Consider the following 22,295-nt stretch of genomic DNA (forward strand, 5'->3'; position numbering starts at 1 on the left):
CACCGGGGTGCGATGCAGCAGGGATGATGGGCCGTTATCCGGCCCCCCGCTCCGACCTGGGCGTTTGCCGGGGGATTTGGGAAGGTTCCTTGCCTGGGGTCACCCCTGAGGGTGCCCGGCCCCGCCCCCGTGCACGATCTGCCCCGCCCCCCAGCCCCGCCCCGCGTCGGCTCAGCCGCGCAGCGCCGCGCCGATCCGGTCCATGGAGCTCAGCCGCATCAGGCCGTAGTTGTAGAACTCGACCTCGGGGACGCCCAGTTCGTCGAGCACCCGGATCTTCGCGGCCAGGTTGGCCGCGCCCTCGCAGTCCTGCGACATCGGTCGCAGGATCACCGCCAGGGCGGAGGGGTCCACCCCGTACAGGGCGAAGGCGGCGACCTTCTCGCGCACCTGCTCGGGGGTGGGCGCGTAGCCCAGGGTCTCGATCCCGTGGACGGCCTTGGCCAGTGCGGGCAGGTCGATGCCGGAGAGCCGGCCCTTGCCGGGGCCGTCGCCGTCCATGAAGGTCAGCCGCATGCCGTGCTCGGTGGCCACCGCGGCGGCTTCCTCGGCGAGCGAGGTGACGGTGGCGGCCGCGGCGTCGATGTAGGCGGCCAGGGCGCCGCCGGCGAGGGTGTCGAGCGCGGGCGGACGCTCCGCGGCGTGCTCGTCGGTCAGGGCCCGCCGGATCTCCTCGCGCACCGCCCGGCGGACCTCCTCGGGCGGGACGCCCAGGGCCGCCGCCCGGCTGCGGCAGTGCCCGCAGAAGCAGAGTCCGAGCAGGGCCTCGGCGACCGGGCCCAGCGGTTCGAAGTAGCGCTCGTGGTGGAAGCCGTGCCGCAGGCCGTGGAAGTGCAGCGATTCGGCCCGGATGGCGTCGACGCCGTAGCGGGCGTGCTCGGCGACCAGGGTGCGGACATAGGCGCGGACGTCCGGGGCGGCCGGGCACAGCTCGGTCAGCGCGCGGTCGCCGAAGGCGTTGGCCGGGGAGCAGTCGGGGTGCTGGAAGCCGAGCCGGTCGTTGTGCAGGAAGACCGTCCAGGCGTGCAGCTTCATGCCGCGGCGCCCGGCCTGGAGCGCGGCCTCGGCGAAGGGGTCGCCGTCGCCGATCGCCTCGGCGGGGGCGGGGCGCAGCCGCAGGCCGTGCCAGCGGGCCGGGTCGGGGCGGAAGTAGGCGGCGCCCGGCTCCAGGTAGCCGACCACCCGGCGCGGGTTGTGCGGGAAGACGTCGCGCGCCTGGTGGTAGACGGAGGCGAGGGTGAGGCCGCCGACCCCGGCGCGGTCGGTGAGGTTGCCGAAGAAGAGGTCGCTGCCCTCGTCCAGGAGGTCGGTGGCGAAGGCGAGGACGGACGACTCCACGGGGGCTGCTCCGGCTGGTAGGGGTCTGCTGGTAGGGCCTGCTCGACGGTCGGACCGACCGTCGGATCCGACGTCACCGTAGCCGGAGGGCGGTCATTGGTCTAGACCTAGTGGAGGCAGGTGGTGGACACGGGGCGGTCCGACGCATTCTTTTCAGGGATGCCCCGAATTGATCGGCCAGTCCGTGCAAATGAGTGCGGAAACTGACCGAATATGATCCGGATTCACTGGAAGGAATTCAATCGGGTCGTTTGCGATTAACCGCACGAGGACGCCTCGCTAGCGTGGTTCACCTGCTGTACCCACGTTTCTGACTTTCTCTCATGGCACCGGAGGCTCGGTGAATGCGCCGAATCGCATGTTAAATCTACATGAACCCGCAGGTGAATTCAGGCAGGAGTCGCCCGAAGCCCGCGGCCTGTTCCGGCGGACGGTCATTTCGCCCGCCACGATCAGGGCGAAGCTGGTCCGGATCCTGGTCATCGCGCTCGCCCTGGTCATGGCGCTGCTCGGGGTGCTGGTCGGGCAGCAGTTCTCGGCCGAACAGCAGGCCGGCTCCACGGTGCGTGAGGTGAAGCTGCTGATCGCGGTGCAGTCCTTCGTCCACGAGCACCAGAAGGAACGTGGACTGACCACCGGCCTGATCAGCGGCACGCAGAGCTTCAAGGCGCTGCTGCCGGCCCAGCGCAAGGCCACCGACGCCGCCCTGGCCCAGGTCAGGGAGCTGGTGGCGGGGCGCACCGACGCAGCTTCGGCGTCGGTGCGGACCGACCTCGGCGCCGTCGACCAGCTCGCGGCCATCCGCAGCGCCGCGGACGGCGGGCACGGCGACCTGTTCGCCACCTTCGACTACTTCACCAACGTCAACACCGCGCTGACCCATCTGACGATGGGTCTGGAACAGGCCCAGGACCCGCGGCTGCACAGCGGCATCCAGGCCCTGCTGGCGCTGGGCAACGCCAAGGAGTCGACCGGTCAGGAGCGCGCCCTGATGACCGGCTCGCTGCCGCTGGGCCGCTTCCCCAACGACTGGTACACCCGCTTCACCGAGGCCAGGGCCGACCGGCTGGCCAACCTCGCCGAGCTGCCACTGTGGACCACGCCGGCCGAGCAGGCCCAGATCAACCGGATCTGGACGCAGCCCTACGCCCAGCAGATCCAGGCCTGGGACCTGCAGGCCGTGCAGGGCGGCGGATCGCTCGACGACCGGGCCATCCCCAGCGACCAGTGGTTCGCCAAGATGACGCTGACCGTCAACGACATGCGAGCCGCGCAGATCACCCTCGGCAACGACATCACCGCCAGGGCGAAGACCCTGCAGGACGCCGCCCAGCGGCAGCTGCTGCTGCTCGGGCTGCTCGCCCTGCTGGCCTTCGGACTGATCGGCGCCCTCGCGGTGGCCTGCATCCGCTCCATCTCCTCGCCGCTCGCGGCCCTCGCCCGGGAGGCGGACGAGATCGCCGGCGGCCGGCTCCCGGCGGCCGTGGGCAAGGTCCAGGAGGGCGCCGGCGAGCAGCCGCCGCCCGCGCCGGTGGTGGTGCCCAAGCGCGCAGGGGCCGAGGTCAGGATGGTCGCCGAGGCCTTCGACCAGGTCCAGCGGGTCGCCTTCGACCTGGCCACCGAGCAGACGGTGCTGCGTCGCAACGCCACCGACTCGCTGGTCAACCTGGGCCGCCGGAACCAGAATCTGGTCCGCCGTCAGATCGGCTTCATCAACAAGCTGGAGCACGAGGACGCCGACCCGGCCCAGCTGGCGAACCTGTTCGAGCTGGACCACCTGGCCACCCGGATGCGCCGCAACGCCGAGTCCCTGCTGGTGCTCGCCGGCGAGTCCAGCCCGCGTCCCTGGGCCACCCCGCTCAGCGTCACCGACGTGATCCGGGCCGCGCTCTCCGAGGTGGAGGAGTACCGCCGGGTGACGCTGCGCCGGGTCGACCCGGTGAAGGTCACCGGCGCGGTCGTCGCCGAGGTCGCGCACCTGCTCGCCGAGCTGATCGAGAACGCCCTCAACTTCTCGCCGCCGGACGTGGACGTGGAGATCGAGGGACGCAGGACCAGTGCCGGATACCTGGTCGCGGTCGTCGACCACGGCCTGGGCATGGGCCCCGAGGCCCTGGCCGAGGCCAATGTCCGGCTCTCCGGCACGGCCAGCTTCATGGCCGAGCCGACCCGCTTCCTGGGCCACTTCGTGGTCGGTTCGCTGGCCCGCAGGCACGGCATCGAGGTGCGGCTCGGCGAGGCCCCGGCCGCCGGTGTGGTGGCCCGGGTGCTGCTGCCCAACACCCTGCTCGCCGAGGCGGCCCAGCCGAAGGAGCAGTACGACAGCGTGCCCGAGTGGGCCGGACGGGCGCTGCCCGCCGACGACGCACCGGAACTCCAGCGGGAGATCGACATGGGAGCGCTTCCGCCGATCCGTACCGCGGCCCGGCTGGGCAGCGAGTACACCATCGGGCAGCAGTCCGAGGCGGCGCCGGAACCGGCCGCGGCCGTGGTCGGCCCCCGGGGCGCGTACGACGACCTGGTCGGCGCGGGGGCGCGCAGCCCCTCCGCCGCGAGGACCAGGAACGGTCTGGTCAAGCGGCCCCGGCGGACCGCCATCCCGTCGGCCATGACCGAGGTGTCGGGCCGCTGGCAGGCCGGTGAGGAGCGCACCCCGGAGCGCTCGCCGGAGGAGGTCCGCTCGATGCTCTCCTCCTTCCGCGCCGCCCACCAGCGCGGCGAGACGGCCACGATGCAGAGCGGGGCCGACACCGTACGCAGCGAGACCGCCCGCACCGAGACCGTGCTCGAAGACGACGCGGACGCCGCAGACATGGAGACCCAGTCGAGGGAGACCGAGTCATGAGCACATCCAGCACCACCCACTCGCCCGACACCCAGACCTTCAACTGGCTGCTCGCCAACTTCGTCCGCAACACGGACGGGGTGCGGGACGCGGTCGCGGTGTCCTCGGACGGGCTGCTGATCGCGGTCTCCGAGGGGCTGGGCCGGACCGACGCCGACCATCTGTCGGCGGTGGTCTCCGGCCTCGCCAGCCTGGCCCGCAGCGCCTCGCGGCGCTACGACTTCGACGGCATGAAGCTGCTGATGATCGAGATGCGGCGGGGCTTCCTGCTGGTCTCGGCCGTCAGCGACGGCAGCTGTGTGGGCGTCCTCGCGGACAGCACGGCCGAGTTGGGCCTGGTTGGCTATGAGATGGCGGTCCTGGCCGAGCGGGCCGGCGACCTGCTGACCCCGGCCCTGATCGCCGATCTGAGGCAGGTCCTGCCGAGATGAGCTCCGAGGACACGCCTGACGCCATGTTCGTGCGGCCGTTCATCATGACCGGCGGCCGGGTCCGTCCGGTCCGGGACGACCTGCGGCTGGAGACTCTGGTCACGGCAACTCCTGGATCTCTTTTCGCACCCCTGGAGTTCGAACGCCGGCGGATTGTGACAATCTGTCAGACCCCGCAGTCGGTGGCCGAAGTGGCGGCAGGGATCGGGGTGCCGCTCGGCGTGGCCAAGGTGCTGATCGGTGATCTCGTCGCCGTCGAACTGCTGGTCTGCCACCAGCCCAGGGAAGTACCGCTCGATGTGATGGAGAGGATCAGGGACCATGTCCGGGCGCTTTGAGAACCGCAGCAGGGACCGGGGCCCCAAGGCGAGCCCTGCCGCCTCGGCCCAGGTGCCGCTGGCCGCGAAGATCGTGGTCAGCGGGGGCCTGGGGGTCGGCAAGACCACCTTCGTGGGGGCGATCTCCGAGATCGAGCCGCTGGACACCGAGGCGGCGATCACCGAGGTCTCGGTGGGCGTCGACTCGCTGGACGGGGTCGAGGGGAAGACCACCACCACGGTGGCGCTGGACTTCGGCCGGATCACCCTCGACGCCTCGCTGGTGCTCTACCTCTTCGGCACCCCGGGGCAGGACCGCTTCTCGTTCCTCTGGGACGACCTGGTGGAGGGGGCGCTGGGGACCGTCGTCCTGGTCGACACCCGCAGGATCGAGGACTCCTTCCCCGCGGTGGACTACTTCGAGGAGCGGGGAGCGCCGTTCGTGCTGGCCGTCAACCGCTTCGACGGGGCGGATCCGTTCGAGCTGGAGGAGGTGCGGGAGGCCCTGGGGCTCGGCGCGGACGTACCGGTCGTGCACTGTGACGCCCGGGACCGGGCGTCGGTGCGGGATGTGCTGGTGGCGCTGATGGACCAGGTGATCAGCCGGCACATCGCCGCTCAGCGGAAGGTCGGTGCGTTGGTGCGGTAGGGGTGGCCGGAACTTCCTCGGCTGCGGACCGTAGTCGGCTTGTCGCGCACGCGGTTGATCAGGTACAGCCCCGCGCCCCTGTCCAGCCACGGTCCGCGGCCGGGTTCCGTCAGATCCAGTCCCGCTTCTTGAAGCCGAGGTAGAGGGTGACCGAGAGGGCGACCATCACCACGGTGGAGGCCCAGAAGCCGGCGTGGGTGCCGAAGCCGGGGTAGGGGACGTTCTGGCCGTAGAAGCCGGTGACCGCGGTGGGGACGGCGATGATCGAGGCCCAGCTGGTGACCTTCTTCATGATCATGTTCATCCGGTTGCCCTGGACCGTGAGATTGGTCTCCATCACCGAGCTCACCAGGTCGCGCAGCGACTCGGTCCACTCGGTGGCCCGCAGCACATGGTCGTAGACGTCGTGGTAGTACGGGAGCATCGCGTCGCTGACGGTGTGCAGGTCGCGGCGCAGCAGGGTGTTGACGACCTCGCGCATGGGCAGCACCACCCTGCGCAGTCGCACCAGGTTCTTACGCAGCTCGAAGGAGCGCCGCTGGACGGCCTGCACCTCGGCCCGGCCGTCCTCGAAGAGCAGCTCCTCCAGCTCCTCGATCCGCTCGTCCAGCTCCTGCACGGCGTTGAAGTGGCCGTCGACCAGGTAGTCGAGCAGCCCGTGCAGCAGGTAGCCGACGCCCTCCTTGGCCAGGTCGGGGGAGTCGTCCCAGCGGGCGACCACCCGGTCCATGTCGAAGTGCCCGGTCTTGCGGACGGTGATCAGCGCGTTGGCTGTGACGAAGACCGCGATCTCGCTGGTCTCCAGCGTCCCGTCGCCCGGCTCGGTGTGCACCGCGTAGGCGCTCAGGAAGAGGTGGGTGCGGTAGCGGTCCAGCTTGGGCCGCTGGTGGTCGTGCCTGGCGTCCTCGACGGCCAGCTCGTGCAGGCCGAACTCCTCGGTGATCAGGTCGAAGTCGGCCGGCTCGGGATCGCACAGATCCAGCCACACGGTGCAGTCCGGCTGGCATACATAGTCCGATATGTCCTGTGCTGGGAAGTTCTCCAGGGCCAGGGTGCCGTTGCGGTACAGCCGGGTTCGAGCCATTCCGACAGGATACGGCCGGGCTGCGGCCCGGCCCGGACGCGCCCCGCTGGGATACGCTCGACAGTCCAGGACGCACCAGGAGACCAGCGGGGACTATCGCGATGAGCGTTGTTGAGGACGACGGCTCCGAGGGCGGTGGACGGCGGTCCAGCAAGGGGGTCTGGATCCGCGCCGGGATCTATGTGATTGGCTTCCATGTGTTCGCCGGCTTCGTGATGCTGCTGCTCTACCTCGGCGGCCGGAACCACTGAAGCAGTGCCGAACGGCATGTCCCGCACGTCCCCCCCACCTGCGCCGGAGGCCCCCATGACGATCCAGTGGCATTTCCAGGACGGCCCCTCGGTCGGCGTGCTGGCGGTCTCCGGCTACCTCGGTGCCGAGTCGGTCCCGCGTTTCGCCGGAGCGGTCGGCTGGGCGCTGGCCCGCGGCACCGGGACCCTGATCGTGGACCTGAAGGCGCTGCACGGATGGTCCCCGCAGGGCCAGGCGGCGGTGCGGGACGCGGTGCTGCGCCTGGCGGTGCAGCAGCGGACGGTGGAACTGGCCGCGCTGCCCGGCGGCGAGGGCAGTGCGCTGATACCCGAGCTGCGCGGGCTGCCGGTCCACCCCGACCTGGAGTCGGCGCTGGCCGCGCACCCCGCCACGGCGTCCGAGCAGGCGCGCTCCGAGGCGGAGCACCAGGGCGGCCACCAGAACTGGCGCAGCGCGGGGTGGCTGGAGCAGTCGGCGTAGTTGGCGTAGTCGGCCCCGTCCGGCAGCGGGTCCGCTGTTGCGCTGTGCCCGGGGGCGTCGGGCTGGTAGGCATGGGCTGTGCGCTTTGATGCCGTTCCGATGCCGCCGTCCGTCCGGGCCAGGCCGCGCGATCCGCGCGGCTACCCGGTTCCCGCGATCACTCCCTGGGAGGACGGGCAGCCGCAGTTCGCGCTCACCGACTACCAGCGGCAGGCCGACTGCGCCAACGGCCGGCTGTGCTCGGTCTGCAACCGGGTGATGCCCAGGGGACCGGTCTGGCGGGTGGTCGGCGCCGGCGAGAGCGCCGCGATCGCCGAGGCGCTGGCGGAGGGACGCCCGTACCGCAATCTCGCGCCGACGCCGGAGGGGCCCGGGCACCGGGCCTGCATGCTGTACGCCTCGATGGTCTGCCCCTACCTGGCCCGGCCCAACGCCAGGCGCGGGGTCTCGGCGGAGCAGCCGGACGAGCTGACCGCCCATGCGGTCCGCGGCGCCGCCCGGGGCGGCACCGGCGCGGTGGTGGGTTTCGCCGACTACGAGTACGCCGTCACCAGCACCCAGGTGCTGTTCCGCTTCCTGGACGTGGTGGAGTTCCTGCCGCACGAGAACGCCGAGTCCCACCTCCCGGAGCTGGAGGCGGAACTCGGCGGTCGTTCGACCGGTCCCCGGCCGCAGTAGCCGTTCAGCCCCGGTAGGCGGGCAGGCCGGTCCAGGAGGAGACCACGGTCGGCGCGGCGGAGCCGTCGGCCGGGAGCGTGGCGACGCCGGCGGGCGTGCGGACGGCGATGGTGCGGCTGTCCGGCGACCAGGTGGGCTCGGTGTAGTCGGTGGTGGCGTTCGGGGTGAGGTCCCTGGCGATCCGGTCGCCCTGCACCGACTCCTCGAAGAGGTGGTCGTGGCCGCCGACGGAGCGGACGAAGACGGCGGACTCGCCGTCCGGGGACATCGCGGGCTCGGAGCCGGTGCCCAGCTTCACGGCCGTGGTGCGCAGGTTGTCGTCCAGGATGTAGACGCTGTCGGTGCCGGCGTTGGCGTACAGCACGGTGCTGACCTTCCCGCCGGCGGTCGGCCAGGCGTTGCCGGTCTGCGGCAGCGGCTTGCCGACGACGCCGGGCTCGCCGTCGGTCTGCGGGATGCCCAGTGCGGTCGGGGTGCCGCCGGCCGAGGGCACCTGCTTGAGCAGCAGCGTCCCGCCCTTGGAGGCGGCGAAGAGGATCTCGTTCAGACCGGGGCTGCCGATGCTCATGTCCCGCTGGGTGACCCGCCAGACCGGGTGCGACCAGTTCTCGCCGCTGGGCGCGCGGGCGACAACCACGCGCCCGCTGCCGTCGGCGTTGGCGGTGTCCAGGTTGCCGGCGCCGTCGATGAAGGCGGCCCTGCTGCCGTCCGGGGACCAGGCGAGGTCGCGGACCACGGTGCCGAAGTCCACCACGGTGCCGTTCATCACCACCTTGGTGGTGCCGTTGCTGATGGTCAGCCGGCTGCCGGCGGTGCCGTTGAGAGGCGGGGCTGCGGCCGGGGCGGAAGCCGGGGCAGAGGCCGAGGCAGCGGTGGTCGCGGATGCGGTGGCGGAGCCGCTCGGGGCGGGCGGCGACGAGGGTGTCGACGGCGACGAGGAACCCGAGGACGGACCGCCGGCGGGCGTGGCAGCGGCGACGGAGGTCCGGGTGGTGGCGGCGCACCCGGTGAGCAGCAGCGCGCTTCCGGTGATCGCTGCGGTGAGTGCGACGGCGGCAGTGCGGTGAGCTCGCATCAGTTTCCCCCCGATGGTGTCAGCAGTATGTGCACAACTAGAGCGTGGGCCATGAACGTCCGGCATTCGTGTGGCGCCCGTCACAGCCCTGCAACAGTCCGTCACCGCACCCGTTCGGACGGCCGCTGTCAGTGGCCGGGTATACGTTCGTCGGGTCGGCCCAGACCGGTCCGCGACAGACCGAACCAACACCAGACCCGACCCACAGTGGGGTGGTCCCATGGCGGAGCCAACGACGACGGCGTCCACCGCCGAGCCCAGCGAGGACACCAAAGACACCGAACACACCGATGCCCCTGAGCAGCCGCTGGAGCTCCAGCTCGAACGGTTCCGCAGGGAGCTGACCGGCTACTGCTACCGCATGCTCGGCTCGGTCTTCGAGGCCGAGGACGCGGTGCAGGAGACCATGGTCCGCGCCTGGCGCGGGCACCAGCGCTTCGAGGGCCGCTCCTCGCTGCGCTCCTGGCTGTACCGGATCGCCACCAATGTCTGCCTGGACGCGCTGAAGGGGCGCAGCAACCGGGCCAGGCCGATGGATCTGGGCGGTCCGGTGACGGTGGCGACGGCCTCGGACGCGATCCTTCCCGAGGTGACCTGGATCGGTCCGGTTCCCGACGGCCGGGTGGTGGCGGAGGCGGCGGACCCGGCGGAGGTGGCCGCCCAGCGGGAGTCGGTGCGGCTGGCGTTCATCGCCGCGCTGCAGCGGCTGGCGCCCAGGCAGCGGGCCGTGCTGATTCTGCGTGAGGTCCTCGGCTGGCACGCCGGCGAGGTGGCCGAACTCCTCGACAGCAGCACCGCCTCGGTCAACAGCGCATTGCAGCGGGCCAGGTCGACGCTGGCGGCCTGCGAGCCCGCCGACACCGACCCGGTCCGCCCGCTGGACCAGGAGCAGGCGGCGCTGCTGGCCCGCTACGTCCGGGCCTTCGAGAACTACGACATGGAGGGGCTGGTGCTGCTGCTGCACGAGGACGCGGTGCTGTCGATGCCGCCGTTCGCGATGTGGCTGCGCGGGCAGCAGGAGATCTGCGGCTGGATGCTGGGCCCCGGCCACGGCTGCCGGGGATCGCGGCTGATACCGGTGGTCGCCAACGGCGCCCCGGCCTTCGGCCAGTACCGGCCCGCCCCGGACGGCGGGTACGCGCCGTGGGCGCTGCAGGTGCTGGAGATCTCAGCCGGGCGGATCGTCGGGCTGAACAGCTTCCTCGACACCGACGTGCTCTTCCCGCTGTTCGGGCTGCCGCCGCGGCTGGAGCAGGACGGGACCGGTCAGCAGGGGTAGCTGCTCCGAGAGCCCGACCAGGACGATCAGCTCGCGCAGCCGCTCACCCGCACCGACCAGGCGCAGCTCGCGACCGGCGCGACGGGCCCTGAGCTGCAGTCGCGCCAGTTCGCCGAGGTCGGCGAGGTCGGGGTCGGTCAGTGCGCTGACGTCGCACAGCAGCCATCCGAGCCGTCCGGGAGTGGGAGCGTCCATACCTGGACAGACCCCCGGAGCGCCCCGGGCTCATCGGTGCCCGCCCGGGGCGGCTCGCGAAGGTTGGCGACCGTTCGCGACCGTTCGCCGGTTGGTCAGTCCAGCTCGACGCGGCCGGTCAGCGGGCGCGGGCCCTGCCCGTCCCGGCTGTCGCGCTCCTCCTTCTCGGCGCGGTTGGAGGTGCCGAGGTTTTGCCGGACCGAGTCCAGGATGGTCAGCCCCTGGCCGACCAGTCCGGCCGCGATCTCGCCCAGGCCGTCGGCGCCGTTGAGCACGTTGACGTTGGCGCCCTGGAGGCCGGCCGCGGCCTCCTTGACGATCTGCGGCAGCTGGTCGATCAGCATCCGGTCCAGCGCCACCCGGTCGTGCGAGGCGGCGGCCTCGGCCTGGATCTTCATCCGGTTGGCCTCGGCCAGCGCCAGCACCCTGATCCGCTCGGCCTCGGCCTCGGCGGGCTTCACGATCTCGGCCACCAACTGCTGCTGGCGCAGCTCGGCGGCGCGCTGGGCCAGCTCGGTCTGCGCGGTGAGCACCTCCTGCTGGGCGTGGGCCTGGGCCAGCGGTCCCGCCTGGGCGGCCTCGGCCTGGGCCCGGTCCACCTCTGCGGAGTACTGGGCCCGGACCACCGCGGTCTGCCGGGCGTACTCGGCCTGGTTCCGCTCGGCGGCCTGCTGCGCCTCCACCGACTGCTGGGTGGCCAGCGCCTGGGCGATCTGGGCCTGCCGCTGGATGGCGGCCTTGTGCGGGGCGGCCATGGCGGCGATGTAGCCGGTCTGGCCGTCGTCGATGGACTGGATCTGCAGCGAGTCGACGGTCAGGCCGATCGTGCCCATCTCGGTCTTGGAGGTCTCCAGGACCTCGGAGGCCAGCTTCTGGCGCTCCGTCACGATCTCCTCGACGGTCATCGAACCGATGATGGAGCGCAGGTGGCCGGCGAAGATCCGACCGGTCAGGATCGACATCTGGTCCTGGTCGGAGAGGAAGCGCTGGCCGGCGTTGACGATGCTCTCCTTGTCGTTGCCGACCTTGAACGCGATCACCGCCTTCACCGTCAGGGCGATGCCCTGGCGGGTCACGCAGGTCTCGGCGACCTCCGCCTCGCACATCGCCAGGGTCAGGAAGCGGGTCTTCCGGAACACCGGGAGCACGAACGCCCCGTGTCCGGTGACCACGCGGAACGGCGCGTCCCCCATACCGCGCCTGCCACCGGAGATCAGCATCGCCTCGTCGGGGGCGGGAACCCTGTAACCGAACATCCTTCGCGTCTCCTCAACCGGCGTCGCCGGCGTCGCCGGCCAACGCGTCCAACGGATCTGCCCATGCGATGACATCGACCTGGCGACTGCCACGGGACTCGATCACCAGGACCGGAGCCCCCTTCGGCAGCGGCTCTGCCGACCAGGCGAGAAAGGCCTCGGAACCACCCCTGACGCGCACCAGGACCTCGCCGGGCCCGGCCGCGCCGCGGGTGTGCACCAGCAGCACCCCGATGCAGCCCACCACGGCCTCGTCCGGCGCCATCCGAAGCTGCCCCCTATGTCGATCCTGTGTCTGATTCCTGTCTGATTCCTGACCCTAGCGCTACAACGGATCAGCGGCCCATCCTCCGTAGGACCGTTGTGCGACCCACGTTCCCAGCCACGTTCCCAGCCCCGTTCTCCCCGTTGTGGAAGGCGCGCACACCGTCCTCGCGCCGGAGTCGTGCTTTGACGGGGTGAGCGCAAAAAATCAAGTGATGTCCGAAGTTTGGGAGCAGGACTACGAAAATATGCCGCATGAGCCTTGTGGCTCGCCGCGCGGCGGCCCTAGTGTCGGCTCACCCTCAACGCGTCCGCTCCACCGTTCACTCGTGCGCGAGAAATGAGCATCCGATGTCACGGAGCACTACCAGGGCCGCAGCAAGGCGGGCAGCCAGACCACCGATCAGGGCCGCGTTGGCGGTGGCAGCGGTGACCGCTGCCGTTGTGGGACTCGGTGTCGCCCCCGGCGGCACCGCCTTTGCGAGTTCGGCCGGTTCGGCCGGTTCGGCCGGCGTTCCCGCCGCCACCCGGGCGGCGCTCGACCCGGCGCTGGTCGCCGGTACCGGCGCCACGGTGGGCTTCACCGAGCAGGAGGCCGAGAAGGCCGCCACCGACGGCACGGTGATCGGCCCGAGCACGGCCGCCTACACCCTGCCGGCCGAGGCGTCCGGCCGCTCGGCGGTCAGCCTGAAGCCGGGCCAGTACGTCGAGTTCACCCTGCCCAGCGCGGCCAATGCGATCAACGTCCGCTACAGCATCCCCGACGCGCCGAACGGCGGCGGCATCACCGCGCCGCTGGACGTCACGGTCAACGGCAAGAGCCGCACCACCATGACGCTGACCTCCCAGTACGCCTGGCTCTACAACCAGTACCCGTTCTCCAACGATCCCAACGCGGGCCTGCTGCAGCCGGACTGGTGGATCACCGAGTGCTCCTGCGTGCCGGACCAGACCACCCCGGCCCCGGTGATCACCACCCCGTTCCGCCCCAACCACTTCTACGACGAGCAGCGGCTGCTGCTGGGGCGCACCTACAAGGCCGGTGACAAGATCCGGCTGGCGGTGCCCGCCGGGAGCGACGCCTCGGCCACCGTCATCGACCTGATGGACTCCCAGCTGGTGGCCCCGCCCAAGGTCGACCTGATCGCAGCCAACGTGCTGGCCTTCGGCGCCGACCCGACCGGGCGGCGCGACTCGGCCGACGCCATCGACCGGGCCATCGCCTTCGCCCAGCGGACCCACCTCAAGGTGTACATCCCACCGGGCACCTACCAGGTGAACCGCCACATCATCGTGGACAACGTCACCATCGAGGGCGCCGGCAGCTGGTACACCGTCATCAAGGGCCACCAGGTCACCCTGAGCACCCCGGCGCCGGACGGTTCGATCCACACCGGCGTCGGCTTCTACGGCAAGGACGCCTCGGTCGGCGGCAGCACCAACGTCCACCTGTCCGGCTTCGCGATCGAGGGCGACGTCCGCGAGCGCATCGACACCGACCAGGTGAACGGCATCGGCGGTGCGCTGAGCAACTCCACCATCGACGGCCTCTACATCCAGCACACCAAGGTGGGGATGTGGTTCGACGGGCCGATGACCAACCTCAGGATCACGAACAACACGATCGTCGACCAGATCGCCGACGGCATCAACTTCCACACCGGCGTGACCGACTCGGTGGTCTCCAACAACTTCGTCCGCAACACCGGTGACGACGCGTTGGCCATGTGGTCCGAGAAGACCGAGGACGCCAACGACACCTTCGACCACAACACCGTCCAGACGCCGGTGCTCGCCAACGGCATCGCGATCTACGGCGGGACCGACAACACCGTGTCGAACAACCTGATCGCCGACCCGATCCGGGAGGGCAGCGGCATCCAGGTCGGCTCCCGCTTCGGCTCCGAGGCGTTCACCGGACATCTCTGGATCACCGGCAACACCACGGTCAGGGCCGGGACCTACGAGCTGAACTGGAACATCGGCCTGGGCGCCATCTGGTTCTACGCGCTGGAGAAGAACATCAACGCGGACATCGAGGTGACCGGGGACAACTTCCTGGACAACACCTATGACGCGATCATGCTGGTCACCGACTTCCCGGTGAAGGACCAGTACTCCATCACCAACGTCCACTTCAAGGACATCAAGGTCGACGGCACCGGCACCGACGTGGTCAGCGCCAGGACCGCCGGGTCCGCGACCTTCCAGAACGTGGTCGCCCGCAACGTCGGCGCGGTCGGCGTCAATAACTGCGGTTCGTTCAACTTCACCGCTGCCGGGTCGGAGTTCTCGCTGACCGACCTTGGCGGCAACACCGGCGGCGGCACCACCGGGCCCTGGCTGGCCCCCTGGGAGCTGCCGAACACCATCACCTGCGACGACCGTCCCACGGTGGTCGTCCCGCCGGCGCCGTCACCCTGGTGACGGGGCGTCAGTAGGCGCACGCAGTGAGGGCCCCGACCTGCCAGTGGGCGGTCGGGGCCCGCGGCGTTCCGGTCACCCGTCGCCGAGCCGCCGCCGGGCCTCCAGGCCGTCGAGGATGCAGGCGAGCCCTTCGTCGAAGCTGTCACCCCGGGTGCTGTCGAAGTCGAAGCCCTCGCGCTGCGCCGCGTAGAGCCGGCGCAGCCGCGGATAACCCTGGACCGCCTGCTCGGCGACCGGCCAGAAGCGCTCCACCCACTCCTGCTGGCTCTGGCCGCTGCGGGCCAGCAGGGCCAGCGTGGCCGCCTCGGTCGAGGCCACACCGATGACATAGGCGCTGACCGTGTTCATCCCCTGCTCGGCCGCCTGCAGCGAGTAGCCGGCCTCCTCGAACACCCCCAGCAGCGCCTCGGACAGCCGCAGCAGGTTCGGTCCGAGCGCCGCCATGCCCACCTGGCCGAGTGCCGAGGCGATCCAGGGGTGCCGCAGGAAGCCGTTCCGCAGGCCGTGGGCGAGGCGGGTCACCGCCGTGCGCCAGTCGGTGGAGCTGTCGATGCCGGTGAGGTCGATCTCGCCGTAGACCTCGTCCACGACCAGTTCGATCAGCTCGTCCTTGTTGGCCACGTGCGAGTACATCGAGGTGGCGCCGGCGTTCAGCCGGGTGCCGAGCTTGCGCATGCTCAGGGCGTCGATGCCCTCGGCGTCCAGCAGTTCCAGGGCCGCCGACACGATCTGGTCCCGGCTGAGGGCCGGCTGGTCCCGGCGCGATCGCTGCGGACGGGTCCACACCGACGGAAGTCCCTGCTGGTCGGCCGACATGCCGCCTCCTCGATCTGTCCGCTGCTTCTCGTGCTTCTCGACTACTGCTGCCGCACAGCGTACGCCCTTGCGCACACCGTGCGGCGACCGTACAGTGTGCGGAGTAGCGAACAGTGTGCGGCGAAGCGCACGCTGTACGGTCAGATGTCCCGGAGGGGTTCGATCATGGATATGACGAAGGAATCGCAGGAATCGCCGGAATCACAGGGGTCGCCGGAAGGCGTGCCGGCGGCGCGCAACCCGCGCCGCTGGGTGATCCTGGTGGTGCTCTGCCTCAGCGCGCTGGTGCTGGTCATCGACAACATGGTGCTGACGGTGTCGGTCCCGACCATCGCCGACAGCCTCGGGGCCAGCGCTCAGGACATCCAGTGGATCATCGACTCCTACATCCTGGTCTTCGCCGGGATGCTGCTCACCGCGGGCAGTCTGGCCGACCGGTTCGGACGCCGGCGGATGCTGATCATCGGGCTCTCCCTGTTCGGGGGCGCCTCGCTGCTGGCGGCGCTCGCCGCGAGCCCGGCCGAACTGATCGCGGGCCGGGTGCTGATGGGCGTCGGCGGCGCGCTGGTGATGCCCAGCACGCTGTCCATCCTGATGACCGTGTTCGACGCCGAGGAACTGCGCAAGGCCTTCGCGATCTGGGGCGGTGCGTCCATGATCGGCCTGATCGGCGGCCCGGTGGTCGGCGGCATCGTGATCGCCCACTTCTCCTGGGGCGCGATCTTCCTGATGAACGTCCCGGTCGCCGCTGTCGCCATCGTCGCCGCGGTGGTGCTGATGCCGGAGTCCAAGGGCCCGGCGCGCAAGGCCGATCCGCTGGGCATGGTGCTGTCGATGGTGGGCATGACCGCGCTGGTGTGGACGATCATCGAGGCGGCCCGGGAGGGCCTGACCCGTCCGGGCATCCTGGCCGGCATCGCGGTGACCCTGGCGAGCCTGGTCTCCTTCGGGGTCTGGGAGACCCGGGTCGAGTCGCCGATGGCCCCGCTGAGCCTGTTTCGCAACCGGGTGTTCAGTGCCTCCAGCTTCTCGCTGGTCCTGGTCACCTTCGCCAACGGCGGGCTGATGCTGGTGCTGACCCAGTATCTGCAGTTCGTGCTCGGCTACTCGGCCGTGCGCACCGGAGTGGCCTTCGCCCCGCTGGCCGTCGCCGCCCTGGTCTTCAACTCCCTCGGCGCCACCCTGGGCGCGAAGATCGGCAACCGCACCATCACCGTCGCCGGTCTGCTGGTGATCGCCGCCGGGTTCGGGGCGCTGACCACCCTCTCGGTGCACGCCGGATTCGGGATGGTCGCCCTGGGCATGATGCTGATCGGCGCCGGCGCCGGACTGGCGATGCCGGCCGCGACCACGGCGCTGATGAGCGCGATCCCCGCCGAGCACGCCGGGGTCGGCTCGGCGCTCAACGACACCGTGCAGCAGGCCGGGGCCGCGCTGGGGGTCGCCGTCCTCGGCACCGTCCTCTCCGGCACCTTCACCGGCCACATGCCCGGTTCGGCCCCCGAGGCCGCCCGCCACTCGGTCGCCGCGGCGCTGTCGCTGGCCGCGAGCACCGGTGACGGCGGGTTGGCCGCAGCCGCCCGGGAGGCCTTCACCTCCGCGATGTCCGCGAGCTTCGTGGTCGGCGCCTGCGGGGTGCTGGTCGCGGCCGCCCTGGCGCTGGTGCTGATGCGCAACGGCAAGGCCGGGGGCGGCGAGGCCGAGGCCCCGCTCGTCGGCGAGGCGCCCGCGCCCGCGCCGGTGCTGGACCGGGCGGCCGCCTGAACCGGGCAGCCGCCTCCGGTCGCCCGACGACGAAGCCCCCCTCTGGGGGCTTCTCGTCGTTCCCGGGGCGTTCCGCCGTTGTGGGGGTCTGCTCAGGGCGCCCGGAAGCAGCGCGGGAAGGCGGGGGCGAGCTGCGGCCTGCGGCCCCAGGCGAGGATCCCGCCACGGGCGATCGCACCCCAGGGGGAGCACCGTCCCAGCGCGATCAGCAGGAAGGTCACCGGCTCGGTGACGATGGTGCAGTCCGGCCGCTGCGCCGGGCCCGCGGTGACGGTGAGGGTGCCCCCGGCGAAGGTGGCGGTGTAGCGCGGCCCGCCGCCGCGCAGCCGCAGTTCGTAGACGGCGTCCAGCCGGTCGGCCCGGTCGTGGTCGAGCACCCGGGGCATCGCCGTGACCAGGAACGGCAGGCACAGCTCCACCCGCTGACGGTCGATCATGTGCGGTCGGCGCAGTGCCCGGGCCAGGTCCCAGCCGTGGCCGAGCATATGGGTCAGCAGGTAGGACCCCAGCGTGTCCAGGTCCAGCGGACCCATCGGGGTGAGCACCGGCAGGTCGCCGGGGCGCTGCTCGGCGGCGGCCACGAAGGCCTGCGCCTGCTCGACCACGATCCCGCCCAGGACCGCGGGATCGCGTTGGGTGAACCAGGCCAGGGAGTCCTCGTTGGCGGCGGCCAGACTCCCCGGGGTCCCGTCCCCGTAGGGGCGGTCGACCCCCGCCGCCAGCTCCGCCATCAGCTCGTTGGCCAGCGCCAGGTGTGCCGCGGCCTCCCCGAGGTTCCAGGTGGAGCGGGGGACGCGGGCGGTCGGGTCGGCGCCGGAGGCCAGCAGCGCGGCGATGTCCGCCGCGGTCGCGGTGACGGCCTCGTACAGCTGTCGGGGTGGCTGCGCCGGGCCGGCCGTGGGGGTGGTCATGACGGAGAAGCCTGGACCAGCGGTGGCGCACTGTCCAGGGTTCGTGCCCCGACGGCCGCTGCAGGACTTTGCCATCTCTTTACAACCTGTCCCCGGGCTGTGTCGTCTCTCCTCCCGTTCAGCAACACAGCCCGGCGCACGCCACCCCGGCGGCCCGGGCCGACGAGAGAGAGCCCTCATGCGTACAGCTCGTTCAGCCCGTACCGGCCGCGCCGGTGTGTTCACCGCCGCGCTCCTCGCCTGCGCCGCGGTGCTGGCCGGGGCCGGGTCCGCGAACGCCGCCGGGTCGGCCTCGCCGACCGCCTCGGCGTCCCCGGCGGCAGCGGGCACCGTCTCCGCGACCCCGAGTGCCACCCGGGACGGCTCCACCGCTGTTCCGTCGGCGTCCGCCAGGCCGACCCGGGCGCCCAGCGCCGTCGCGTCGGGCCAGGTCGGCGCCGTGCCGAAGGGCGCCCCGGACACCGGTGTGGCGCCGGTGGCCGCCCAGGGCGGCGGCGACACCGCCGCGGTGACCGGTGCCGCCGCGGCCGGAGCGGTCCTGGTCGGCGGGGCGGGCGTGGTGCTGCTGCGCCGCCGGGCCAGGACCCAGGGCTGATCTTGCCGACGAAGAGCGTGCGGGCACTGCTCACCGGCGTGGTCGCGGTGCTGCTGGTCTCCGGCTGCGGCAGCGGGACGGCGGCGGTGCGGGCGGGGTCGGGGGCCGGGCCGTCCGGGGCCGGGTCCGCTTCGACGGCGCCGAGTACGCCACCGTCGTCCGCTGCCGCCGCACCGTCGACGGCGCCGAAGGCCCTCGCGGCCTCGGTCCCGGTTCGGCTGCAGATCCCGAGCATCGGGGTGGACACCTCGGTGATGCGGCTCGGGCTGGCGGCCGACGGGAGCGTCCAGGTGCCGCCGATCGAGGCGAACGCACCGGCCGGCTGGTACCGGAACTCGCCGACGCCGGGTCAGGTCGGCCCCTCGGTGATCCTGGCCCATGTGACCGTCGGCCAGTACGGCAACGGCGTGTTCCTGCACCTCTCCCGGCTCAGGCCGGGCGACCGCGTGGTGGCACGGCTCCAGGACGGCGCGTCGGCGGCCTTCACCGTGTACAAGGTGCAGACCGTCGCCAAGGCCGAGTTCCCGACGGCTGCCGTCTACGGGAACGTCGACCGCCCGGAACTGCGTCTGATCACCTGCGGCGGCCCGAGGGACAGCACCGGGCACGGCTACCTCGACAACGTAGTGGTCTACGCCGCACTGACCGCCCAGCAGTAACGACACCCGCGCACAGGGACACCCGCGCACAGAGACACCCGCACAGCAGAGACACCCGCACCACGACCCATGGAGAGCGTTGAGCCGGTCACAGGACACCGCGGCGTCCGAGCTGTTCGCCGCCCTCTACCCGGCCCTCGCCGGGTGGTGCCGTCGTCTGACCGATGACGACGGCACCGCCCACGAGATCGCCGCCGAGGCGTTCACCCGCCTGTGGGCGCGCTGGACCAAGGTGGACGAGCCGCGCGGCTTCCTCTACGTCACCGCTGCCAACCTGGTCCGCGACCACTGGCGCAGGACGGAGCGGGAGCGGCGGGCGATGCGCCGGGTGACCGCCGAGGCCGTGCTGAGCGGGCAGCGGGAGGAGGGCGCCGACCCCTCGGTCCGGCTGCTGGTCCAGTCGCTGCCGCTGCGGCTGCGCACCCCGGTGCTGCTGTACTACTACGCTGATCTGCCGATCCGGGAGGTGGCCGTGCTGACGGGGCGCAAGGAAGGGACAGTCAAGGCCGATCTCCACGCGGCACGGGAACTACTGCGCAGCAGGCTTGGGGGACACCTTGATCACACCCATTGAGGAGCCGGACGAGGAGCGTGACGACCGGCTGGCGGCGCTGCTCGGACCCGGCCCGGTGGTCCTGCTGCCGCCACCCGGCGCGTTCGAACACATCCGTCGCAGCGCGGTGCGCAGGCGCCGGCGGCGCACCGCGGCCGGCGGCGGACTCGTGCTGGCCGTGGCCGCCGCGGTGATCACCCCGCTGCTGCTGTCCGGCGCCGGCACCCCGGCCGCCCCGGTGCGGGTGGTCCCGGCCGCGCCGATGCCGGCCGCGACCGCCCCGGCGTCCTCCTCGGCGGCGCCTTCACCGACCAGGGACGACCCCCGCCGGACGGCCTCCGCGTCGGCGAGCCCGACCGCATCGGCCTCGGCGTCGCCTTCGCCGACGCACCGCCCGGTCCGGGCGACCTCGGTGCCCACGTCCCGCGCCGGCGCTGCCGCGGTGCCCTCGGCGACCTCCCCGTCCGCGGCGTCCACCGCCGCTGCCGTGAACGGCAGTTCGGCCACGCCGAGCGCCACCGGCCGGTAGCAGCTCCGCCGGGGCACTCTTGGGCAGACCGATGAGTTCCGGGCCCAGGTCCGGTCCCTCTCTGCAGAAGCACTCTGCAGAGAGGACAGCACCATGAGCCTGCCGGAGATCACCACCAGGGCGCAGTGGCTCCAGGCCCGGAAGGAACTGCTGGTCAAGGAGAAGGAGTTGACCAGGGCACGGGACGAGCTGAACGCCGACCGGCGGCGGCTGCCGATGGTCAGGGTCGAGAAGCAGTACACCTTCGACTCGGTGCACGGACCGGTCACGCTGGCCGGACTGTTCGACGGATGCCGTCAACTGATCGTCCAGCACGTCATGTTCGACCCGGCCTGGGAGGACGCCTGCTCCAGCTGCAGTGCCGGCATCGACGAGATCCCCGAGGCGCTCCTGGCCCATCTGCGGGTCCGTGAGACCGGGTTCGTGCTGGTCTCGCGCACCCCGCTGGAGAAGATCGAGAAGTACCGGGCCCGCCGGGGCTGGTCGCTGCCCTGGTACTCCTCGTACGGCAGCGACTTCAACTACGACTTCCACGTCTCGCTGGACCCGGCGGTGGCGCCGGTGCAGTACAACTACCGCGACGCGGCCGAGCTGGCCCGGACCGGCGCCGGCTGGATGCTGGAGGGGCCCACGGAGATGCCCGGGTACAGCTGCTTCCTGCGGGACGGCGACGCGGTCTTCCACACCTACTCGTCCTTCGCCCGCGGCGCCGAGCAACTCGGCGGCGCCTACGCCTTCCTGGACATGACCGCGCTGGGCCGCCAGGAGGAGTGGGAGGAGCCCAAGGGCCGCTCGGCCGCCCCCAGGGGCGCCGTACCGGACTTCTCCGCATAGCCGTCGGTGGAACAGAACACCGGAACAGAACAGCGGAACAGAACAGTCGTCCGCCGACCGGGCGTCGGGGTCGAGGTCAACCCGCCCCGGCGAGCTGGTCGTCCAGCGCGGCGCGGAGCCAGTCGTGGGCGGAGCCCATGGTCGGCTCCGCCGGGCCGGCGGGCGGGCTGACGAGTTCGCCGGCCAGCTGCCAGTACCGGTCGACCAGCGGGTCGGCGGACAGCACCAGGATGCCGCTCAGCTTCTGCCGGAAGGCGGGGCTGTCCGCCGTGCCGCCCGCGGCGGCGTGCGCGGCCACGAAGCAGTCCAGCGCCCCGCCCTGCTGCGGTGACCGCCCGGCCCGCAGATCGGCGGCGGCCAGGGCGTAGGCCTCGCCGAGCCCGTCGTAGAGCACGGCCGGGCGGTACTTGTCAGGGGCGCAGCGGAACTCCGGGCGGCAGAGGTCGCTGTCCAGGCGGACGCCGGTGGTGAGGGCGTGCAGCCGGGCGAAGGCCAGCACCTGGGCCGGTGACGGATCGGCCGGCGGCTGCGGCACCGCCGCGTCGATGATCGCGCTGCGCAGCCGGGCCGGGAGCCGTGCGGGCAGCAGGAAGCGCCAGAACCGTGCCAGCGGTGCGGTGCTGGGCGGTGCGGCGACCGCGCCGATCAGTCGCAACCGGTCGGCGCGCTCCTCGGCGGTGCAGTCACGCAGCAGCCGCAGCGCGGCCTCGCGCCAGCGCAGCGCCGCCAGCTGCGAGCCGAGTTCGCGCAGCTGCCCGGCGACGGCGTGCTCCAGGGCGTCCTCCCGTGCCGCGTCCTCCCGGCCCAGGATCCGGCCCACCTCGGAGACCGGCAGGTCCAGGCTGCGCAGCGAGCGGATCAGCCGGAGCTGTTCCAGCGCCTCGGGCCCGTACCGGCGGTGGCCCCCGGAGCTGCGGCGGGCCTCGGGGAGCAGGCCCTGGTCGGAGTAGAAGCGGACGGTCTTGACGGTGACGCCGGCATGTTCGGCGAGTTCCCCGATGCTCCACAGGTCGTCGGGCGACAAGGCTTGAACCTCCCTCAGGGGGAGTTCCTACGGTACCGGT

At 71.8% G+C, this 22,295-nt stretch carries 23 protein-coding genes; 15 read left to right on the forward strand and 8 right to left on the reverse strand.

Translation table 11 applies throughout. From position 1 onward, the window contains the following. Positions 1-171: 171 nt before the first annotated feature. Positions 172-1,338, reverse strand: coding sequence for a hypothetical protein (locus tag ABUW04_RS14725; protein ID WP_380564968.1), 1,167 nt, complete (start codon positions 1,336-1,338; stop codon positions 172-174). 358 nt (positions 1,339-1,696) lie between these two features. On the opposite strand from ABUW04_RS14725, the gene ABUW04_RS14730 reads away from it, so the two are divergent. Genes ABUW04_RS14730 through ABUW04_RS14745 form a run of 4 tightly spaced genes read left to right on the forward strand, consistent with a single transcriptional unit; the run spans position 1,697 to position 5,580 of the window. Beyond that, positions 1,697-4,183, forward strand: a complete 2,487-nt coding sequence (locus tag ABUW04_RS14730) for a sensor histidine kinase (protein ID WP_380564969.1) — start codon at positions 1,697-1,699, stop codon at positions 4,181-4,183. Then, complete coding sequence (locus ABUW04_RS14735) at positions 4,180-4,614, forward strand: roadblock/LC7 domain-containing protein (protein ID WP_380564971.1); 435 nt, start codon at positions 4,180-4,182, stop codon at positions 4,612-4,614. Before ABUW04_RS14730 ends, ABUW04_RS14735 begins: the two co-directional genes overlap by 4 nt. A 23-nt stretch (positions 4,615-4,637) precedes the next feature. After that, positions 4,638-4,952 carry a DUF742 domain-containing protein gene (locus tag ABUW04_RS14740; protein WP_380564972.1) on the forward strand — a complete coding sequence of 105 codons (315 nt, stop codon included), beginning with the start codon at positions 4,638-4,640 and terminating at the stop codon, positions 4,950-4,952. Further along, positions 4,936-5,580 (forward strand): GTP-binding protein, encoded by a 645-nt coding sequence (locus ABUW04_RS14745; protein ID WP_084714104.1) that lies wholly within the window; start codon positions 4,936-4,938, stop codon positions 5,578-5,580. Before ABUW04_RS14740 ends, ABUW04_RS14745 begins: the two co-directional genes overlap by 17 nt. Positions 5,581-5,689: 109 nt before the next feature. Here ABUW04_RS14745 and ABUW04_RS14750 read toward each other — a convergent pair whose 3' ends face one another. Further along, entirely contained in the window at positions 5,690-6,664 is a 975-nt protein-coding gene (locus ABUW04_RS14750; protein WP_030253751.1) for a magnesium transporter CorA family protein, read from the reverse strand. A gap of 101 nt (positions 6,665-6,765) precedes the next feature. On the opposite strand from ABUW04_RS14750, the gene ABUW04_RS14755 reads away from it, so the two are divergent. The 3 genes from ABUW04_RS14755 (at position 6,766) to ABUW04_RS14765 (ending at position 8,074) form a co-directional block, all read left to right on the forward strand. Next, the gene (locus ABUW04_RS14755; RefSeq protein ID WP_198037442.1) at positions 6,766-6,915 is read left to right on the forward strand and encodes a DUF6126 family protein; all 150 of its coding nucleotides are present in this window, start codon (positions 6,766-6,768) and stop codon (positions 6,913-6,915) included. A gap of 55 nt (positions 6,916-6,970) precedes the next feature. Beyond that, positions 6,971-7,396 carry an STAS domain-containing protein gene (locus ABUW04_RS14760; protein ID WP_037595121.1) on the forward strand — a complete coding sequence of 142 codons (426 nt, stop codon included), beginning with the start codon at positions 6,971-6,973 and terminating at the stop codon, positions 7,394-7,396. Positions 7,397-7,495: 99 nt separating this feature from the next. Then, complete coding sequence (locus ABUW04_RS14765; protein WP_380564974.1) at positions 7,496-8,074, forward strand: hypothetical protein; 579 nt, start codon at positions 7,496-7,498, stop codon at positions 8,072-8,074. 4 nt (positions 8,075-8,078) lie between these two features. Here ABUW04_RS14765 and ABUW04_RS14770 read toward each other — a convergent pair whose 3' ends face one another. After that, the gene (locus ABUW04_RS14770; RefSeq protein WP_380564975.1) at positions 8,079-9,149 is read right to left on the reverse strand and encodes a TolB family protein; all 1,071 of its coding nucleotides are present in this window, start codon (positions 9,147-9,149) and stop codon (positions 8,079-8,081) included. A gap of 220 nt (positions 9,150-9,369) precedes the next feature. On the opposite strand from ABUW04_RS14770, the gene ABUW04_RS14775 reads away from it, so the two are divergent. Beyond that, positions 9,370-10,428: a sigma-70 family RNA polymerase sigma factor gene (locus ABUW04_RS14775; protein ID WP_380564976.1), complete on the forward strand. Its 1,059-nt coding sequence runs from the start codon at positions 9,370-9,372 to the stop codon at positions 10,426-10,428. A 290-nt stretch (positions 10,429-10,718) separates the two neighbouring features. Here ABUW04_RS14775 and ABUW04_RS14780 read toward each other — a convergent pair whose 3' ends face one another. Together ABUW04_RS14780 and ABUW04_RS14785 are read right to left on the reverse strand one after the other, a co-directional pair. Beyond that, positions 10,719-11,879, reverse strand: a complete 1,161-nt coding sequence (locus ABUW04_RS14780) for a flotillin family protein (protein WP_030253760.1) — start codon at positions 11,877-11,879, stop codon at positions 10,719-10,721. Positions 11,880-11,892: 13 nt separating this feature from the next. After that, positions 11,893-12,144 (reverse strand): hypothetical protein, encoded by a 252-nt coding sequence (locus ABUW04_RS14785; protein WP_030253761.1) that lies wholly within the window; start codon positions 12,142-12,144, stop codon positions 11,893-11,895. A 350-nt stretch (positions 12,145-12,494) separates the two neighbouring features. Between ABUW04_RS14785 and ABUW04_RS14790 the strand changes: the two genes are divergently transcribed. Continuing rightward, complete coding sequence (locus tag ABUW04_RS14790; protein ID WP_380564978.1) at positions 12,495-14,570, forward strand: glycosyl hydrolase family 28-related protein; 2,076 nt, start codon at positions 12,495-12,497, stop codon at positions 14,568-14,570. A gap of 72 nt (positions 14,571-14,642) precedes the next feature. Here the strand turns inward: ABUW04_RS14790 and ABUW04_RS14795 are convergent, their stop codons facing one another. After that, the gene (locus ABUW04_RS14795) at positions 14,643-15,386 is read right to left on the reverse strand and encodes a TetR/AcrR family transcriptional regulator (protein WP_380564979.1); all 744 of its coding nucleotides are present in this window, start codon (positions 15,384-15,386) and stop codon (positions 14,643-14,645) included. 171 nt (positions 15,387-15,557) lie between these two features. Between ABUW04_RS14795 and ABUW04_RS14800 the strand changes: the two genes are divergently transcribed. Continuing rightward, complete coding sequence (locus tag ABUW04_RS14800; protein WP_380564981.1) at positions 15,558-17,150, forward strand: MFS transporter; 1,593 nt, start codon at positions 15,558-15,560, stop codon at positions 17,148-17,150. A 92-nt stretch (positions 17,151-17,242) separates the two neighbouring features. Here ABUW04_RS14800 and ABUW04_RS14805 read toward each other — a convergent pair whose 3' ends face one another. Next, a complete protein-coding gene (locus ABUW04_RS14805) occupies positions 17,243-18,061 on the reverse strand; it encodes a maleylpyruvate isomerase family mycothiol-dependent enzyme (protein ID WP_380564982.1) in 819 nt (272 codons plus the stop codon). A gap of 178 nt (positions 18,062-18,239) precedes the next feature. Between ABUW04_RS14805 and ABUW04_RS14810 the strand changes: the two genes are divergently transcribed. The 5 genes from ABUW04_RS14810 (at position 18,240) to ABUW04_RS14830 (ending at position 21,231) form a co-directional block, all read left to right on the forward strand. Continuing rightward, positions 18,240-18,656, forward strand: a complete 417-nt coding sequence (locus tag ABUW04_RS14810) for a sortase-dependent protein (RefSeq protein WP_380564984.1) — start codon at positions 18,240-18,242, stop codon at positions 18,654-18,656. A 2-nt stretch (positions 18,657-18,658) separates the two neighbouring features. Beyond that, positions 18,659-19,315, forward strand: a complete 657-nt coding sequence (locus ABUW04_RS14815) for a class F sortase (protein WP_380564985.1) — start codon at positions 18,659-18,661, stop codon at positions 19,313-19,315. A 79-nt stretch (positions 19,316-19,394) separates the two neighbouring features. Further along, positions 19,395-19,889, forward strand: a complete 495-nt coding sequence (locus tag ABUW04_RS14820) for an RNA polymerase sigma factor (RefSeq protein ID WP_030253771.1) — start codon at positions 19,395-19,397, stop codon at positions 19,887-19,889. Then, a complete protein-coding gene (locus ABUW04_RS14825) occupies positions 19,873-20,397 on the forward strand; it encodes a hypothetical protein (RefSeq protein ID WP_380564986.1) in 525 nt (174 codons plus the stop codon). Before ABUW04_RS14820 ends, ABUW04_RS14825 begins: the two co-directional genes overlap by 17 nt. A gap of 93 nt (positions 20,398-20,490) precedes the next feature. Further along, positions 20,491-21,231 (forward strand): DUF899 domain-containing protein, encoded by a 741-nt coding sequence (locus ABUW04_RS14830; RefSeq protein WP_030253774.1) that lies wholly within the window; start codon positions 20,491-20,493, stop codon positions 21,229-21,231. A 76-nt stretch (positions 21,232-21,307) separates the two neighbouring features. Here the strand turns inward: ABUW04_RS14830 and ABUW04_RS14835 are convergent, their stop codons facing one another. After that, positions 21,308-22,255, reverse strand: coding sequence for a helix-turn-helix domain-containing protein (locus tag ABUW04_RS14835; RefSeq protein ID WP_380564988.1), 948 nt, complete (start codon positions 22,253-22,255; stop codon positions 21,308-21,310). Positions 22,256-22,295 lie beyond the last annotated feature (40 nt).

The organism is Streptacidiphilus jeojiensis, assembly GCF_042510965.1.
GTDB lineage: Bacteria > Actinomycetota > Actinomycetes > Streptomycetales > Streptomycetaceae > Streptacidiphilus > Streptacidiphilus jeojiensis.

Bases quoted from the DNA above. Each gene is read 5' to 3' on its own strand.
- ABUW04_RS14730 (WP_380564969.1), top strand. From the start codon at position 1,697: ATGTTAAATCTACATGAACCCGCAGGTGAATTCAGGCAGGAGTCGCCC.
- ABUW04_RS14735 (WP_380564971.1), top strand. From the start codon at position 4,180: ATGAGCACATCCAGCACCACCCACTCGCCCGACACCCAGACCTTCAAC.
- ABUW04_RS14740 (WP_380564972.1), top strand. From the start codon at position 4,638: ATGTTCGTGCGGCCGTTCATCATGACCGGCGGCCGGGTCCGTCCGGTC.
- ABUW04_RS14745 (WP_084714104.1), top strand. From the start codon at position 4,936: ATGTCCGGGCGCTTTGAGAACCGCAGCAGGGACCGGGGCCCCAAGGCG.
- ABUW04_RS14750 (WP_030253751.1), bottom strand. From the start codon at position 6,664: ATGGCTCGAACCCGGCTGTACCGCAACGGCACCCTGGCCCTGGAGAAC.
- ABUW04_RS14755 (WP_198037442.1), top strand. From the start codon at position 6,766: ATGAGCGTTGTTGAGGACGACGGCTCCGAGGGCGGTGGACGGCGGTCC.
- ABUW04_RS14760 (WP_037595121.1), top strand. From the start codon at position 6,971: ATGACGATCCAGTGGCATTTCCAGGACGGCCCCTCGGTCGGCGTGCTG.
- ABUW04_RS14765 (WP_380564974.1), top strand. From the start codon at position 7,496: ATGCCGCCGTCCGTCCGGGCCAGGCCGCGCGATCCGCGCGGCTACCCG.
- ABUW04_RS14770 (WP_380564975.1), bottom strand. From the start codon at position 9,149: ATGCGAGCTCACCGCACTGCCGCCGTCGCACTCACCGCAGCGATCACC.
- ABUW04_RS14775 (WP_380564976.1), top strand. From the start codon at position 9,370: ATGGCGGAGCCAACGACGACGGCGTCCACCGCCGAGCCCAGCGAGGAC.
- ABUW04_RS14780 (WP_030253760.1), bottom strand. From the start codon at position 11,879: ATGTTCGGTTACAGGGTTCCCGCCCCCGACGAGGCGATGCTGATCTCC.
- ABUW04_RS14785 (WP_030253761.1), bottom strand. From the start codon at position 12,144: ATGGCGCCGGACGAGGCCGTGGTGGGCTGCATCGGGGTGCTGCTGGTG.
- ABUW04_RS14790 (WP_380564978.1), top strand. From the start codon at position 12,495: ATGTCACGGAGCACTACCAGGGCCGCAGCAAGGCGGGCAGCCAGACCA.
- ABUW04_RS14795 (WP_380564979.1), bottom strand. From the start codon at position 15,386: ATGTCGGCCGACCAGCAGGGACTTCCGTCGGTGTGGACCCGTCCGCAG.
- ABUW04_RS14800 (WP_380564981.1), top strand. From the start codon at position 15,558: ATGACGAAGGAATCGCAGGAATCGCCGGAATCACAGGGGTCGCCGGAA.
- ABUW04_RS14805 (WP_380564982.1), bottom strand. From the start codon at position 18,061: ATGACCACCCCCACGGCCGGCCCGGCGCAGCCACCCCGACAGCTGTAC.
- ABUW04_RS14810 (WP_380564984.1), top strand. From the start codon at position 18,240: ATGCGTACAGCTCGTTCAGCCCGTACCGGCCGCGCCGGTGTGTTCACC.
- ABUW04_RS14830 (WP_030253774.1), top strand. From the start codon at position 20,491: ATGAGCCTGCCGGAGATCACCACCAGGGCGCAGTGGCTCCAGGCCCGG.